15 protein-coding genes and 2 tRNA genes are annotated in these 14,686 nt (G+C 51.4%); 11 read left to right on the forward strand and 6 right to left on the reverse strand.

Annotated features, from left to right (window positions below; all coding sequences use genetic code 11):
* From WC598_RS15205 to WC598_RS15230, 6 genes are all read left to right on the forward strand, one after another.
* Positions 1–185 (forward strand): phosphate uptake regulator PhoU (locus tag WC598_RS15205; RefSeq protein WP_372961742.1); only part of this gene is annotated, 185 nt, incomplete at its 5' end.
* A 734-nt stretch (positions 186–919) separates the two neighbouring features.
* Positions 920–2,155 carry a response regulator gene (locus WC598_RS15210; RefSeq protein ID WP_372962355.1) on the forward strand — a complete coding sequence of 412 codons (1,236 nt, stop codon included), beginning with the start codon at positions 920–922 and terminating at the stop codon, positions 2,153–2,155.
* 81 nt (positions 2,156–2,236) lie between these two features.
* On the forward strand, positions 2,237–3,517 hold the full coding sequence (locus WC598_RS15215) for a sensor histidine kinase (protein WP_372962356.1): 1,281 nt from the start codon (positions 2,237–2,239) through the stop codon (positions 3,515–3,517).
* Positions 3,518–4,186: 669 nt separating this feature from the next.
* Entirely contained in the window at positions 4,187–5,146 is a 960-nt protein-coding gene (gene modA / locus WC598_RS15220; protein ID WP_372962357.1) for a molybdate ABC transporter substrate-binding protein, read from the forward strand.
* A 70-nt stretch (positions 5,147–5,216) separates the two neighbouring features.
* The gene (locus tag WC598_RS15225) at positions 5,217–6,038 is read left to right on the forward strand and encodes an ABC transporter permease (protein WP_372962358.1); all 822 of its coding nucleotides are present in this window, start codon (positions 5,217–5,219) and stop codon (positions 6,036–6,038) included.
* Positions 6,031–6,729 carry a sulfate/molybdate ABC transporter ATP-binding protein gene (locus tag WC598_RS15230; RefSeq protein ID WP_372962359.1) on the forward strand — a complete coding sequence of 233 codons (699 nt, stop codon included), beginning with the start codon at positions 6,031–6,033 and terminating at the stop codon, positions 6,727–6,729. The genes WC598_RS15225 and WC598_RS15230 overlap by 8 nt, the downstream gene beginning before the upstream one ends.
* 39 nt (positions 6,730–6,768) lie before the next feature.
* Here the strand turns inward: WC598_RS15230 and WC598_RS15235 are convergent, their stop codons facing one another.
* Complete coding sequence (locus WC598_RS15235; protein ID WP_372962360.1) at positions 6,769–7,833, reverse strand: hypothetical protein; 1,065 nt, start codon at positions 7,831–7,833, stop codon at positions 6,769–6,771.
* Positions 7,834–8,001: 168 nt separating this feature from the next.
* Positions 8,002–8,550 (reverse strand): YqhA family protein, encoded by a 549-nt coding sequence (locus tag WC598_RS15240; protein WP_372962361.1) that lies wholly within the window; start codon positions 8,548–8,550, stop codon positions 8,002–8,004.
* Between the two features lie 162 nt (positions 8,551–8,712).
* Here WC598_RS15240 and hisD point away from each other — a divergent pair, with 162 nt between their 5' ends.
* Positions 8,713–9,957, forward strand: coding sequence for a histidinol dehydrogenase (gene hisD, locus WC598_RS15245; RefSeq protein ID WP_372962362.1), 1,245 nt, complete (start codon positions 8,713–8,715; stop codon positions 9,955–9,957).
* A gap of 477 nt (positions 9,958–10,434) precedes the next feature.
* On the opposite strand, the gene WC598_RS15250 is transcribed toward hisD, so the two are convergent.
* The 4 genes from WC598_RS15250 to minD form a co-directional block, all read right to left on the reverse strand.
* Complete coding sequence (locus WC598_RS15250; protein ID WP_372962363.1) at positions 10,435–11,289, reverse strand: DUF89 domain-containing protein; 855 nt, start codon at positions 11,287–11,289, stop codon at positions 10,435–10,437.
* A gap of 37 nt (positions 11,290–11,326) precedes the next feature.
* Positions 11,327–11,400, reverse strand: a tRNA-Pro gene (locus tag WC598_RS15255).
* A 117-nt stretch (positions 11,401–11,517) separates the two neighbouring features.
* Complete coding sequence (locus tag WC598_RS15260; protein WP_372962364.1) at positions 11,518–11,715, reverse strand: hypothetical protein; 198 nt, start codon at positions 11,713–11,715, stop codon at positions 11,518–11,520.
* A gap of 17 nt (positions 11,716–11,732) precedes the next feature.
* Positions 11,733–12,512 (reverse strand): cell division ATPase MinD, encoded by a 780-nt coding sequence (minD, locus tag WC598_RS15265; protein WP_372962365.1) that lies wholly within the window; start codon positions 12,510–12,512, stop codon positions 11,733–11,735.
* Positions 12,513–12,709: 197 nt separating this feature from the next.
* On the opposite strand from minD, the gene WC598_RS15270 reads away from it, so the two are divergent.
* From WC598_RS15270 to WC598_RS15285, 4 genes are all read left to right on the forward strand, one after another.
* Positions 12,710–13,069 (forward strand): roadblock/LC7 domain-containing protein, encoded by a 360-nt coding sequence (locus tag WC598_RS15270; RefSeq protein ID WP_372962366.1) that lies wholly within the window; start codon positions 12,710–12,712, stop codon positions 13,067–13,069.
* Entirely contained in the window at positions 13,069–13,704 is a 636-nt protein-coding gene (locus tag WC598_RS15275; protein WP_372962367.1) for a response regulator, read from the forward strand. The genes WC598_RS15270 and WC598_RS15275 overlap by 1 nt, the downstream gene beginning before the upstream one ends.
* A gap of 130 nt (positions 13,705–13,834) precedes the next feature.
* Positions 13,835–14,479, forward strand: a complete 645-nt coding sequence (locus WC598_RS15280; RefSeq protein ID WP_372962368.1) for a response regulator — start codon at positions 13,835–13,837, stop codon at positions 14,477–14,479.
* Positions 14,480–14,561: 82 nt separating this feature from the next.
* A tRNA-Lys gene (locus WC598_RS15285) sits at positions 14,562–14,635 on the forward strand.
* Positions 14,636–14,686: the final 51 nt, after the last annotated feature.

Below are 14,686 nucleotides of genomic sequence, written 5' to 3' on the forward strand. Positions count from 1 at the left end.
ATGCCCTCCGGCACTCAATCTTCCGCGAAGGGATCACCTACATGATGGAGGATCCCAAGAACATCTCGCGCTGCACCCATTACATCATGGTGGCCCGGTATCTCGAACGCTGTGCCGATCACTCCTGTAAAATTGCCGAGAATGTTCATTATATGCATACGGGCGAACGCATAGAGATCCATTAATCCATATTGAAAGAGGCCGGTGCAACCTCCTGTGTTGTCCGTTTTGGTTTCATTATCGGGACTGCTGTCTTGTATCTGAATGACTCTTCCGGGTACGATTCGGGATGGGCTGGTAACTGGTCCGCTCGTGACCGTTTTTTTGGGTATATTTGATATGACTCGCTAACTATAGTTAAATTTTAAAAAATATAGATAAAATGCACAAAAATATATAGTTTGACTTGTCATCCTATAGTAACGTGATCTGATCCCATATCGGATCACAGGATTCGACCTATGACTTCAGAACAAATTGAGACAAAACCCGGGCACTTCCCTCTTGGCTCAAATGATATCGATACGTGTGAGCCCACGATCCACGCACAGGATATCCTGCAGGATGGTCGGGGATTTACGTACCGTTTAGTGAGGACCTGCGATATGGAACGCTTCAGCATAAAATAATGCGGAGGATCTATGATTGGGATTTATTCTCGTCCGGATTTGTCGTTTCACCAGAGAAAAACGCGTTGTTTGCCGCGGCTCCCCCGTGAGTGCGTGCCAATGCATCCCGAGGATCGTGCGGGTCTCCGCGAGTGGGTGACTGCAAAGATACACTGGGAAGAGGCACTGCAACAAGCCGCCATTCCTGCACGTAAAACAAGAGAGGCCGGCAATTTTCCGGGTGGGAATCAGTACCCTGACTGTTTACCGTAACGAGAATATGCCGTAAATGAGTAAAACCGGGAAACCCTATGTTCACGACGTCGATAAAAAATGCTGTTGTTCAGGTATCGGATATATTCAGGACAGAACCTCCTGCACCGTCTCACACGAATGTCGGGGAGGTCCATGAAACCTGTGCGCCTTCTTCACGTTCCTCCTGCTCTGATACGACGATTATCATATCCATTCTGCTGGTGGATGATGAACCCCTGCTGCTTGATGTGGGCAGACTATACCTGGAGCGAACACCCGGTATAACGGTTACCATAGCCGGCTCAGCAGCTGAAGCCCTGAAATTATTCTCCGAAGAATCATTCGATGCGATCGTGTCTGATTACCAGATGCCGGAAATGGATGGCATAGCTTTTCTTCGGGAGGTCCGTCACCGCTCATTGGCCCAGCCGTTCATTATTTTTACCGGCAAGGGAAGGGAAGATGTGGTCATCGAGGCCCTCAACAACGGTGCTGATTATTACGTCCAGAAGGGTGGCGATCCAAATGCCCAGTATGCGGAACTCCTCCATAAAGTTCGCCGTGCAGTCAGGCAGAGGCGAGCTGAAGCCGCTCTCCGGAAAAAACATGAGATCCTTCGGGCTCTTCTCGCAAGCTCCCCGAACGGTATTGCGTTTGTCCGGAACCGCACGATCCAGTGGGTGAACGAATCCTTAGGAGCAATGCTCGGGTACACTTTGGCAGAGATGCGGGGAATGCACCTTTCGCAACTCTATGAAAACGAGGAAACATATGCAAGGATTGGCAGCCAGATTCATGGCGAACTCAAAACTACGGGAAAGTCGAAGGTGATCACCCGGTTCCGGCATAAATCCGGTTTCTCCATTGATGCAGAGATCCATATTGCTCCGCTCGATCGTGGAAATCTCCATTTTGGTCACATGATCACGATGGCGGATATATCAGAAAAACTTGCCATTGCAAAGAACTTAAAAAAACCGGCTCCATTGCCGCATCTTGAGCTCTCGCCGGTTATTGAGCTGGACCGGCACGGCACAATCATCTATTATAATGATGCGGCGATCGATGCGATGATTCGGTACGGGAGCCGGGGCACACTCGAAGAATTTTTCCCCCCGGATATGAGTGAGATCATCAGCCGTCTGGATGGGAAGGATGTCGGGTCGATTTACCGGAATATCAGGATTGGACCGGCAGCCTTCCGGGTACATATTACCCTGAGTTCCCGGTTCCAGGTAGTACGGCTTTCCGCCCTGAACATTTCCAATCAACAGGCGGAGAATTTGCCATAATGGTATCCTCCTGTTTCGTCCCTCCCGATGCATGGACAAGCAATTTATGCAATCAGGCGTAGAATATTACCCCTCATTCCCATGGTGTCCAGAAAACTTTTCTCCTCGCTCTATCCGTCACTGGGCATTGTTTTTTTCCTGATGCTCGTCCTCATGTTCATCTTTGAGGTGGTGAAGCAGATTGCAAACCCGCATCTCACGATCTGGGAGTCGCATGTCATCACTATCCTTTTCACGAGTATCCTTGCTGTCATCATCCTCTACTATCCTCTCCGGACCGCGTATCTCGAACAACGTCACGCAAAAGACGCCCTCCTGCACCAGCAGGAAGCTGAAGAGAAACTGCGCCAGTCTGAAATGCAGTACCGCTCGTTCGTTGAATCCGCTGAGGATTCTATTTATACGGTCGACCTGAATCTCAACTACCTCATGATCAATACCCGGCACCTTTCACGGCGGGGTCTTTCTCCCGATATGTATTCAGGGAAAAATTACGGGGATTTCCATTCAGAGCAGGAGATACGGGTGTTTGCGGCCTATGTCGATAAGGTCATAACAACAAAAAGTTCTGTCCAGGACGAGTACGAGCAGAACGGGCGGCATTTCCTCCGGAAACTCAACCCCGTTGTCGATCTGGTGAATAATGAAGTAACTGCTGTCACCGTTATCTCTTCGGATATCACGGTTCGCAGGCAGATCGAGAAGTGTCTTGAGGACACCAACCGGAAGCTCAATCTGATGAACGAGATCACGAGGCATGATGTCCTCAACCAGCTCTCGGTACTGAACTCCTGCGTTGCCCTTGCAGAAGAGCGTGCCCAGGATCACGATGTAAAAAAATATCTTGCCCGGATCGAACAGGTTGCCGACTCGATTCATGCCCAGATCGTGTTTGCCCGGGATTACCAGACGATTGGAGTTGAATCGCCCCAGTGGCAGAATGTAAGCGCGACTCTTCTCCATGCCCGACAGTCCCTGAAGTTTTCCTCGCTTACTATCGATCCGGCTTGTGCGGGGATGGAGATCTTTGCAGACCCTTTGCTTGTGAAGGTATTCTACAATCTCATGGAAAATTCTGCCAAATACGGTGGTTCCACCACCAGAATTACGTTTTCCTGCTGCAGAACCGATGAGACCTTCATTCTTTTCTGTGAAGACAATGGTCCCGGAATCCCGCGGGGGGAAAAAGAGAAGATCTTCACCCGTGGGTATGGGAAGAACACCGGTCTGGGTCTCTTCCTCATCCGCGAGATCCTTGCAATGACCGGAATCGGTATACGCGAGACGGGTGATCCCGGGAAGGGTGCCCGGTTCGAGATCATTGTCCCCGCCGGTGGTTTCAGGCTCTCTCCGGAAACCTGATCTGAATTCTTTTTTTGTGCTCTGGTTGGAAGCACGCAATTATTCTGCCGACAATCTCGCGATGAATTCCTGCGGATGCGGCAGAAACCCCACCACCAATATTGCTACAACTGCAAGATTCTTTTTCTCTCGTCTCCTGTGTCGGATTGATGGATGAACTATTACGAGAAAAACCCTGGTGTGTTATCATAAAAAAATTGAAATAAAAAATCCTGCCAGAAGGAATCGTCCGACATTAATTTTCCCCGTCACAAAAAAATGGCCAATTCCCCTCATTGTGACGGGTTACCGGTGTTTTCAGATACACTGGCGATGAGATCCACAGTCGGTGTGTATGACAGATGGGATCGGTTTTTGTGTGTGTCGTGTGCATGTGTCCTGCGGGTGCGTGTTTCCCTGAGGGACAATAATCTCTATGTTCGCCCGGGTTATAATATTTTTTATTTAACATTTACAAATTGTCAACTATTATCAATTAATTAATGTCCAATTAATCTTATATATTTCTGTAAATCCCGAACTTTGATATATTATCCGTCAGAGATTTATTAGAGATATATCTAGGAACCACAGGGTCAGATTAATTATTATAGATTAACTAATGGCGTTAATTAAATAACATTCTTAAATTGGTGCTTCCAATACGTTTACGAAAGGACTGATGAATTAATGGATCAAAAATCCTCCTCGTTAAAAATAGCGTCATTTGGTATCGTTATCGGGATGCTCATCCTCTGTGCGATCTTTGCCGGCTGCACATCGAGCAGCCCGCAGGCAACAACTCCTGTTACAACTGCTATCGCGTCAACTCCTGTTATGACCCCGCAACCGGTTGCTACCACCGCAGCGCCCGTAGCGACACCTGCTGTTGTAAAAACAACCAGTACCCCGGCCCCGGTCTACACCAATTCTGAAGGCACGGTTGTAGCATACACTGCAGCATCCTTAAAGGGTGCATCTCCAAAACTGGCAGCTGATTTCGAGAAGATGTATCCCGGCCACAAAGTTATCTTCAACCTTGATGGCACCCAGGCACTCAAGACCCAGGTACAGAACGGGGCCTATGCGGATGTCTTCATCTCCGCCAGCAACGCGTACACCACCGAGCTCACGAAAGGCGGTTACTTTGTTGACGGGACGGTAAAACCCTTAACGTCGAATTACGTGACCGTGATCCTTCCGGCAACCAATCCCGCGAACATCCAGTCGCTCGCGGACCTGTCCAAGCCCGGCCTGAAGATCGCAATGGGAGACAAGAGCGTCCCGGTCGGGGCTGCAACCTATGGTGCACTTGCCAACCTTGCAAAATCAACGTACGGTGCGGACTGGAACACCTCGGTATTCAAGAATGTCGTAACCTACGAGACCTCCGAACCGGGAGTAGCCGCCAAGGTTGCGCTTGGTGAAGTGGATGCCGGTTTCGTCTACGAATCCACATCTGCTGCGGCCAAGACGGGAACCTATACGGTTATTACCATTCCCAAGAATGACAACTATCTCCAGACCTACACCATTGGTATCCTGAAAGGCTCGAACAGCAAGGGAGCAGCAGCTGATTTCGAGAACTTCATGCTCTCGACAAATGCCGGCCAGCAGGATCTCAAGGACTACGGTTTCCGGGCAGTCTGAACCACTTCATTTATTTTTTCTCTGCACGGATCCTTCTTACTGATCTTCACGCGGGATGGATCGCACTGCCATGAAATTTCCGGGATATAAAAAAAAGAGGTTCCAGCACGCGCTCACGATAATTGGTGCGGCGATCCTGGTAGCTTCCGTCACGCTGTATCTGGCACTTCCCGTTGCCGCGCTCTTCTTCCAGACAACCCCGGACCTTTTCCTTGCATCGCTTGCAGACCCTGAAGTGATAAGTGCCCTGACGCTCAGCCTTACAACGTCGGTCATCTCGCTTGTGATCGTGATCCTTGTCGGCACTCCGTTTGCCTATATTCATAGCAGGAACACGTACCCCGGAAAAGTGATTGTTGATACCCTGATCGATCTCCCGCTTGTCCTTCCCCCGGCCGTTGCCGGCCTTGCCCTCCTCGTGCTCTGGGGCAGGGTCGGGATCCTTGGCCGGTACTTCAACGTGCTCGGGGTCTCGATTGCGTTCACCACGCTTGCCGTCATCATGGCCCAGATCTTTGTTGCCTCCCCCTTTTATCTGCGGCAGGCCAAATCCCTCTTCGAACAGCTTGACCCCGCGTATGAACAGGCAGCCCTGACCCTCGGGGCCTCCCCCATCCGTACCTTTGTTCTCATCACCCTGCCCCTTACTGCCGGGGGCCTTGTCTCGGGTGCAGTCATGACCTTTGGCCGGGCGCTTGGCGAATTCGGTGCAACGATCATGTTTGCCGGGAACCTTCCCGGGGTGACGCAGACCATGCCGCTTGCCGTGTACGTGAACATGTCCGGGGATCACCATGCCGGGATCACCATCGCCATCCTGCTCGTCCTGATCTCGTTTGCGATCATGATTGCGGTCCGGCTTCTCGCGGATAAAGGGGTGCCCCGTGCTTGACGTTGCCATACAAAAACAACTCCGGGATTTCACCCTGGACGTTGCAGTCCGGGTCGACCCGGGTAAGATCTTCGTTATCATGGGGGCCAACGGGTCCGGGAAATCTACTACCCTGAGCAGTATTGCCGGTCTGGTCTGTCCTGACACCGGTTATGTCCGGCTCGGAGGGGAAATTCTGTATGATTCCCCGACACGGAGCAACCTTCCTCCCGAAGACCGCCGGATCGGGTATGTTTTTCAGAACTCTGCCGTGTTCCCCCACCTTACGGTCCATGAGAACGTTGCGTTTGGCCTGCGCGCCCGAAAGGAAAAACCGGATGTCATCAATTCCCGTGTAGTCTCCCTTCTGGAAAAAATGGACCTCCATGATCTGTCCCCGGTGAAAGCAAAGAATCTCTCCGGGGGGCAGAAACAGCGGGTGGCCCTTGCCCGGGCTATTGCCATCCAGCCGTCACTCCTGATGCTCGATGAGCCCTTCACGGCACTCGATATCGACAGTATACGGGCAGTCAGGGATCTTACCCGGGCGGTTATTACCGAGATGCAGATACCCTGCCTTCTTGTTACGCACCGGGTGGGGGATATTCTTGAAATCGGCGACAAAGCGTGCGTTTTATCTCACGGGAAAAAAGAGTGGGAAGGCTCTCCCCGGGATATGCCCGGGACCTTCCCCGCATGCCAGTGCCCATGAGCGCTGGTTCCACGGGTACCACATGGACTTACGTTGTGGTTACCAGGGAATTGCGGGAAGTTCTGCCTGAATGTCGACCGTTCCCTTTGGTGCCCTGGTAGTACCTTTCTTGAGAAGGGTCCCGTCTTTGTAGAATTCAACCGTGAGCAGGTTGCCGGAATTATCCAGTTTCTGGATTGTTGCAACAAGAATGCCCTGGGTGATGGGGATCTGGGTGTATCCCTCGTCAGAACCTGCTATGTCCCGAAGCCCGCCCGATGTTCCGGCCGTTCCGGTATATTTACCGTCATATTTCACATGAACCCAGACCCCGGTCATGGGGATCGACAGTTGAGGCGCGGCAGTCGGGGTTATCGTAACCGGTTCTGCTGTCGTGGGAACTGGTGTGGCAACGGTTGTCGGAACAGGAGTTTCGACAGGTTCCGGCGTGGGGGTGGGGACGGTTGTTTGCGCGGTTGTTGGTGCGGGTGTCGGTGTCAGTGCTGAAGGGACGCTTGCAACCTTTCCCCAGAGTGACGGGGCAAGGAAATATGACCCGAGAACAACTGCCACAATGATGATAATAATGGCTGCACCGGCTGCAACCATCCGTGTTTTTTTGGGAGCTCCGTTGTTGCGGCCCCGTTTTTGTGCTGATATGAGCGGACGGTACACGTTCTCCGACTGGCCTGACTTTTCTTTCTCCTTTCCTTCAGGTACTGGCATCTCCCCTGGCACCCAGGGCGGGACAAGTTCTGCGGGTCGTATGCCGTGCTCCTGCTGTGCAGTCATGCTCATCTCCTTGAGTTTTGCTGCCCACGCGTCCCGTTCGCTGCTCCGTCTCGTTCTCTGGGGTTGTGAGAAGACCATGCCTATCGTATTCCGGGTACCATCGGGAGCTGCTATCGATAGTGACAGAACGGGATCTTTTGCGGAATTGTCTCCGATTGTTACGGTCTCGATTGCAGCAAACGGGATATCCTGCGGCAGGATCTGCGGGTGGCTGTAATCGATGAGCATGAGGCGATGACTGGTCAGGATCGCTTCTGCGGGGATAGTATTGACGACGATGTTATGCGTTGATAACAATATGGTTTCATTGTTGCTCAGGTAGGGACTGCCCATTATACCACATTCCTAGTTCTATTTTGCGCTGTTTAGGGCAATATGCTTTTATGGCGCACAACCTTTTTGCCGGAACCGGAGCACAGAAAATCATTCCACTGGAAACCGGACCAGGCCCGACGGTTATTGACGAAAAACAGAAAAAATGAACGGGATTATATTCGCCGGTTACAGCTTCATGCGCTGGAGGAAGTAAACGCCGATACAGATTGCCGATATGGAGACTGCCATGAAGAGCATGTCCATGGAGGTTGAAAATTTCATGGCAAGAACCCGCTGGAAGAAGCTGACGATAAGTACCATGATGATGACCTTGATGATCTTGTTCTTTAAATCGTCAAGGTTGGTGATCTCGAGAAGCGTGTGGTAGGATTCTGAGTTACGGGCGATATCAATCTTGGAGATGGAGAGCTCATAGATGCCGAAACTGAAGATCAGGAGAACCATACCGATGAGGTACAGGTCAACTCCACCGATGATGGCGCTGAGGACGTCAACATAATCGATCTCAAGGGGTGCAACGGATACCGCGTGAATGAGGCTTGTAATGATTTCTATTGATCCCGTTATGAACAGGACTACCGCACTCAACGTGCCGAAAACAACGGCAAGAAGAACGATGAGGCGTGAGTTCCAGAGTGCGGATTCAAAGATCCGTTCAAATGTGGATTGTTCATCAACAGTCTTGAGTTTTTCATGGGTATGTGGTGAATCCATCGTACTCAGGTGGTTGTTGGGGAATAAAAAACCGGAGGATTACCGAAAGTCCGCTCATGGTGAAACTGTCGTGGCTATAGATCGTTTTGGACACAGGATTGATGACGCCCGAATACCGTCAACGAAACCTTAACAACCTTTCCTGCCGAAGATATTCGCACTATGTGGAAGGAAGTCGGGATCGATGCGTGGCTTGCGGCCCGGAAGACGAGCCTTGAGGATGCACGCACTACCGTCACCGAGATCATCGGGAGAGTACAGAACGAGGGTGATGCTGCACTCCGGGATCTCGCAAAGAAATACTGCGAACTCTCTGATATCGCGGTCTCCGAGGAAGAGCGTGAAGCAGCCTATGATTCGGTGGATGCACAGGTTGTCGAAGCCCTGATTGAGGCGCATGCCAGGATCGAACGCTTCCATGAACTCCAGAAGCCAAAGGATCTCTGGTTCCAGGAGATGGAGCCCGGGATCATACTCGGGGTCAAGACCACAGCGTTAAACCGCGTGGGCATTTATGTCCCCGGTGGGCGGGCTGCGTATCCATCATCCGCACTCATGTGTGCGGTGCCGGCCTGGGTTGCCGGCGTCAAGGAAGTCTGTGCGTGCTCCCCGCCCCCGATCAAGCCCTTGACCCTTGTTGCGCTCGATATCGCAGGAGTTACCGAGATCTACCAGGCCGGCGGTGCACAGGCTATTGCCGCAATGGCACTCGGTACGGAGTCGATCCGCCCGGTCCAGAAGATTGTCGGGCCTGGCAATGTTTATGTCACGCTCGCAAAGATGATGCTCCGCGAGAAGGCCGAGATCGACTTCCCGGCAGGCCCGAGCGAGATCGGGATCATTGCGGACAGCACGGCCGACCCCCGGATTGTTGCTGCCGATGTTCTTGCCCAGGCCGAGCACGACCCCAACGCTGCCTGCATCCTCATCACCACGGATAAGAACCTTCCGGCAAAGGTCGGCAGGGAGATCGCCAGCCAGCTTGCTGCTGCTCCCCGGAAAGAGATCATCGAACTGGCCCTGAAAAACTCCGGGTATGCCATTGTTAACGATATAGACGCAGCAATTGCCGCGTCCGATGTGGTTGCTCCCGAACACCTCTCGATCCAGGTTGCCGACCCCCTCACGGTTGTCACCAGAGTCCGGAATGCCGGTGCCATCTTTGTTGGCAAATATTCAGCGGTTGCCTGTGGGGATTATGCCGTTGGTACCAACCACTGTCTTCCCACGGCGGGCTACTCCCGGATGTACTCCGGTCTTGACGTGCAGCACTTCTGCAAGACCGCGTCGGTGGAGATCCTCGACAGGGACGGCCTTGAGGCCATTGGCGATATTGTCGAGACGATTGCCAATGCGGAAGGTCTGTATGCCCACGCAAATTCAGTGAGAGTACGAAGGACATTATAGTCTTTTTCTCCCACCAGAATCCTCATTTTTCCATCCCAATTTTTGTTCTGGATTTACCATTGCGGATTCCGGAGAGATGACCTTTGAAAAACCCGATGGTTTTTTGAGCATAACCTTCAAAATCAGAGAATTCTTTCAAGCCGTACACCGGTCTGCCTTTGAGGGTATGTACCGGCTCTCAATCCCAGATCCTGACCTGCCGGATGATCTGTGGGGTTTTGGAGATCTTCCCGTCCATACTAAATGTACCCATGCGACCCCCCCACTCGGAAACCCATGCATTCCATTTAGTTAACTGACGTGAATTTTGCAAATATTGCCTGGAATCCGGAGATGTCAATGTGGGGGTCGCACGGGTACATCTGTTAAAAATTGCCCGGACCTGGGGGGATGTCTGGCAATAGCGTCCCATGATCCCCCATGCCCCCATTGAGGGGATCCCGGGAACCCGGACGTACTGATGCTGGTACGCGATGATTATTTCCGGAGCAGGGCGATTTTTGAACCCCGGGGAATCCCGATATCCTCTGCAATAACCTCGCACTTCACGCACATGAGGTATGCCACCGGTGGCAGGGAATCGTATTCGCTCAACGACTCGTAATTCGCCATTCCTTTGGACAGAATGATGGTACAGTTTTCGATAGCTTCTGCCAGATCGGGGGGCATCTTATCGAGATCGAGTCCGATCTCTGCCCCGGCCCCGGTGGTGGTGAGGTGATCGGCAAACCGGTCGAACCCAAGTGCAAGGGCATCTTCCATGGTTGCATCGTTCAGGATCGGGGCCTGCCTGACCGCTACGGTGATATGGGAACCCCGGGCTTTGAGGTATTCAACCATGAGCCGGTCAAAGACGATCTCTCCGCAGTTGTCGGTAAGGTAAACCACCCGTTTGCAGAGGGGCAGGATCACATCCGAATCGTCGCGGTCGAGACCTTTTTTGAATTCCTGTTCGAAAAACCGGGAAAAATCGGTGCTGACCTCATGGTCTTTAACCGCGTAATCGAACGTGTTCCCAATAACACTTGCCAGAACCCGGTCGCGGAATGTCGGGAGTGTACCTCGTACCTGTCGGCAGACTGAAAGGGCCTGTTCGTTCCCGATCTGCTTGAGTTCCAAAAATGGATCGCTGTTATTCACCATCTCGCAGGCATTACGGTGTACTGCGCTCGCAATCTGGGGGTGCGAAAGGGAAGAACCTCTCATGGATTCAAGAAGATCGGTACAGGATGCAAGAGTCTTTGTTGTGCAATCCTGATCAGCGCCGGCAAGCTGGCATTCGAAAACAACCCGGGACAACAAACAGTCGATACAGGTGTCGGTGAGTTTCATGGCGTTATCATCCCGGAAGGATGATTAAAATAAATGATGGGGCCACTGAGATTTGAACTCAGGTCAGAAGACCCCCAGTCTCCTAGGATGGCCAGGCTACCCTATGGCCCCGCTCTCTTACTATTAGCCGATCTCATTTATGTATCTTGTTGTACGCAAGCACCAGAATGAGAAAAAAACCGGCAGAACTGTCAGGATTCTTTCATCTGGTTGCCGTGCTGCGGGGTATCAGAGTTTCCCGCGCTTGAACTCCTCGACTCTTGAAATAAGGTTTTCCAGTTCTGTATCCGTCATCCGGATCCTGCCGTGAATGGTTCCGAGTTCTCCGAGCAACTGGCGTATCCGCACAAACATAAGATAAATGATGCTCTGCTGAATGACGATGACGATCCCGAACAGGACGAGCATGTATCCTTCGTATGCCATGAATGTACCTGCTTTATTTATCGAAAGACTGCCCGTGCAAGACGGTCAACGAATCCCTCTTCCTTATGTTTGGGGCCTTTATCCTCGTACTGGATGCCGCAGATCTCGGCAGCTATCCTTCGGAATGCCCTCGATGCTTCCGTGTTGGGATATTTCAGCACACACGGCATCTTATACGCAGCAGCCCTGCGGACACTTGCATCTTCCGGCACGACATCTATCACTTTCACCCCGAGAACATCCTCCACGCTCTGGGAGCGGAGCTCGGTGTGCTCGGAACCGGCTCGGTTCAGGATTGCCCCGTACACTTTACCGCCCATGACTTCGCAGAGAATCTTGGTTTTCAGGGCATCTGCCATAGAGGCCAGCTCAGGGTTCACAACAAGGATTACCTGATCTGCAACTGACAGCGGAACAACGCCCTCTTTGGAGATCCCGCTCGGGGCGTCGATTAAGAGATATTCGCACCGGTCAACGAGTTTATGCATGACTTCCCGGAGCTTGTCCGGGTCTGCCTGCTGGAATCCCTGCAGTGAGATGCCGCTTGGAACTACTTTCACTCCTGCCGGGCCCTCGTAGATTGCATCCTCAATATCCGCTTTTCCTGCAAGCACTTCATGCAGGGTAACCGGGACATCATCCATCCCAAGGATGAGGGCCATATTTGCCATCCCGATATCGGCATCGAGGATGTACGTCTGATGGTTGAGAAGAGCAAGGGATATACCAAGATTGACGGTGAGCGTGGTCTTTCCCACGCCGCCTTTTCCTGATGTGATGGTATATGCCCGGATCATTGAAATCCTGTTTAAACTGAAAAGGGAAAAAGGTATTTATGAATTCCTGAAATTTTCATGGGGATGGATGAATACGGGCATCAGCGGTCTTGCTTTCATGCAACGACAGGGTATTTTCGGAAAAACAATATGTATTTATGTTTCTATCGGGTATTATGAATTATACCGGGTAGCGTGGCAGGAGCAGGAGCAGGAGCATGTTGAAAGAGAAGATCTCTGCATTCATTGAAATGATTCGATCCATAGAGGGGGTTGCAGCATGTGCCCTTGTATCCCGTGATGGGATCATCGCAGGCCGGAGTTTTGACCGGGATCTGAACGAACCCTGGTTTGGAGCCCTTTCCGCCACAATACTTGCATCGGCAGAATCGGTAGGGAGTATCATCAAGATGAAATCCTTACAATCGGTTATGATCCGGGCACATGATTCTTCCATTCTGGTCATGGGTGCCGGGGATAACTTTCTCATCGTGGCCATCATCACTGATAAGGCAGACTCTGAAATGGTTCACACTCAGATGCTTGCGGTTGCGCAGAAAATTGGTGAGGCGATTTGATGTATACTATTCTTGTTGTTGACGACAGCCCGTTTATCGTTGATGTTTTTGTTACCATGCTCGAGCGGGGGGGTTATCGGACCGTTGCCGCGTACGGGGGAGAGGAATGTCTGGAGATCTTAAAAACCGTGACCCCGGATCTCATTCTCCTTGATATCATGATGGAGCCGGTGGACGGCTGGGAAACCCTGGAGCGGATCAAGGAGAATCCGGAGACCAAAGAGATCCCCGTTCTGATGCTTACGGCCAAACAGCTTACACCTGCCGAGGCACAGGAATACGGGATCTATATCGAGGATTACGTTTTAAAACCAATCACCCACCGCGAACTCTACGATGCGATCGAACATGTTCTCGGTCGCCGCCAGTCCATCAAGTCCGATATGGAGATGGCAAAACAGTCCGGATTCGATTCCGAGATCATTTCTGAATATGCCCGTCTCAGTAAGAGCATTGACGTGAACAAACGACTCATGAAAATTCTTGAGACAACCTACAACTTCAACGATTCCAAAGTCCGTGTCAATGACGAGATCACCCGCGCGATAAAGAGCATGGAGATGAACATCAAGTTCCAGGAAACCCGTCTCCAGCAGATCAAAGGCGAACTTTCGGGTGCATCTGCACCCAAATAATTTTCCTGTAGTCCATCCCCAGTAAATATTTGAATACTATGCGGGTGCATACTAGCCTGAATCGGATAACCATCGTTCCTGTGTTCCAATTCCAGGTCCCGCCAGAAGATATCTGTGAGGAATCGATATCGTGGAAGATACCATCCTGCTCGTAGATGACAGTCCCTATATCGTAGATGGTCTTGTGGCGCTCCTCAAGCGCAAGGGTTTTACGCCGATTGCGACCCATGGGGGTGACGAAGCCCTCACTGTTCTCAAGACGATGAAGCCCGATCTGATCCTTCTCGATATCATGATGGAGCCCATGGATGGGTGGGAGACTCTTGATCGGATTAAGGCCAACCCGGAAACGAAAGATCTTCCCGTACTGATGTTCTCGGCAAAGAAGATCACTCCTGAAGAAGCGCAGGAGCATTGCCTTAATATCGAGGATTTCGTTTCAAAACCCGTCAATCCCTCCCAGCTGCTCGATTCGATCAAACGGATTTTTGAACGGCGCAAGGATGTGAAAGCCGAAGCCGGTGCTGCAAAGGATTCCGGTCTGGATGCATGTCTCATTGACGAATACTCTGCCCTGAGGAAGAGTATTGAGGTGGATAAAAACCTCCTTGTCGTCCTGAAGAATGCAAGCGGCATGAATAATGCCGGCCGGGAAGTACCTGCTGATGATATCGCATCCATTAAAAAACTAGAGGAAAAGATCGCGACCGATGAACAGCGACTCAAAGTTATCAATGAGAAATTTCCGAAAACAGAAGGTACTGCCACTCAGTAACTGGTATGAATCGGACGTGCGGGCATAATATTTAAATAGTTTTTCCGCATTGTTATAATGCTGTACATCTTTATTGCAGTGTGGGTTCGTAGCTCAGTTCGGTAGAGCGCCTGGCTTTTAACCAGGTGGTCGGGGGTTCAAATCCCTCCGGGCCCGTTGCCACGAGCAATCGTGGGTTTTTTGCGGTGATGCATCTGAGAGGAAATC

This window comes from Methanoregula sp. (genome assembly GCF_041645475.1).
Taxonomy (GTDB): domain Archaea; phylum Halobacteriota; class Methanomicrobia; order Methanomicrobiales; family Methanospirillaceae; genus Methanoregula.

What these genes read in the sequence shown, in the direction of transcription:
- WC598_RS15260 (WP_372962364.1), bottom strand. Translation starts at nt 11,715, where the DNA reads ATGGCATACGAAGGATACATGCTCGTCCTGTTCGGGATCGTCATCGTC.
- WC598_RS15235 (WP_372962360.1), bottom strand. Translation starts at nt 7,833, where the DNA reads ATGGGCAGTCCCTACCTGAGCAACAATGAAACCATATTGTTATCAACG.
- WC598_RS15215 (WP_372962356.1), top strand. Translation starts at nt 2,237, where the DNA reads ATGGTGTCCAGAAAACTTTTCTCCTCGCTCTATCCGTCACTGGGCATT.
- WC598_RS15275 (WP_372962367.1), top strand. Translation starts at nt 13,069, where the DNA reads ATGTATACTATTCTTGTTGTTGACGACAGCCCGTTTATCGTTGATGTT.
- WC598_RS15210 (WP_372962355.1), top strand. Translation starts at nt 920, where the DNA reads ATGTTCACGACGTCGATAAAAAATGCTGTTGTTCAGGTATCGGATATA.
- minD (WP_372962365.1), bottom strand. Translation starts at nt 12,512, where the DNA reads ATGATCCGGGCATATACCATCACATCAGGAAAAGGCGGCGTGGGAAAG.
- WC598_RS15250 (WP_372962363.1), bottom strand. Translation starts at nt 11,289, where the DNA reads ATGAAACTCACCGACACCTGTATCGACTGTTTGTTGTCCCGGGTTGTT.
- WC598_RS15270 (WP_372962366.1), top strand. Translation starts at nt 12,710, where the DNA reads ATGTTGAAAGAGAAGATCTCTGCATTCATTGAAATGATTCGATCCATA.
- WC598_RS15240 (WP_372962361.1), bottom strand. Translation starts at nt 8,550, where the DNA reads ATGGATTCACCACATACCCATGAAAAACTCAAGACTGTTGATGAACAA.
- WC598_RS15225 (WP_372962358.1), top strand. Translation starts at nt 5,217, where the DNA reads ATGAAATTTCCGGGATATAAAAAAAAGAGGTTCCAGCACGCGCTCACG.
- hisD (WP_372962362.1), top strand. Translation starts at nt 8,713, where the DNA reads ATGTGGAAGGAAGTCGGGATCGATGCGTGGCTTGCGGCCCGGAAGACG.
- modA (WP_372962357.1), top strand. Translation starts at nt 4,187, where the DNA reads ATGGATCAAAAATCCTCCTCGTTAAAAATAGCGTCATTTGGTATCGTT.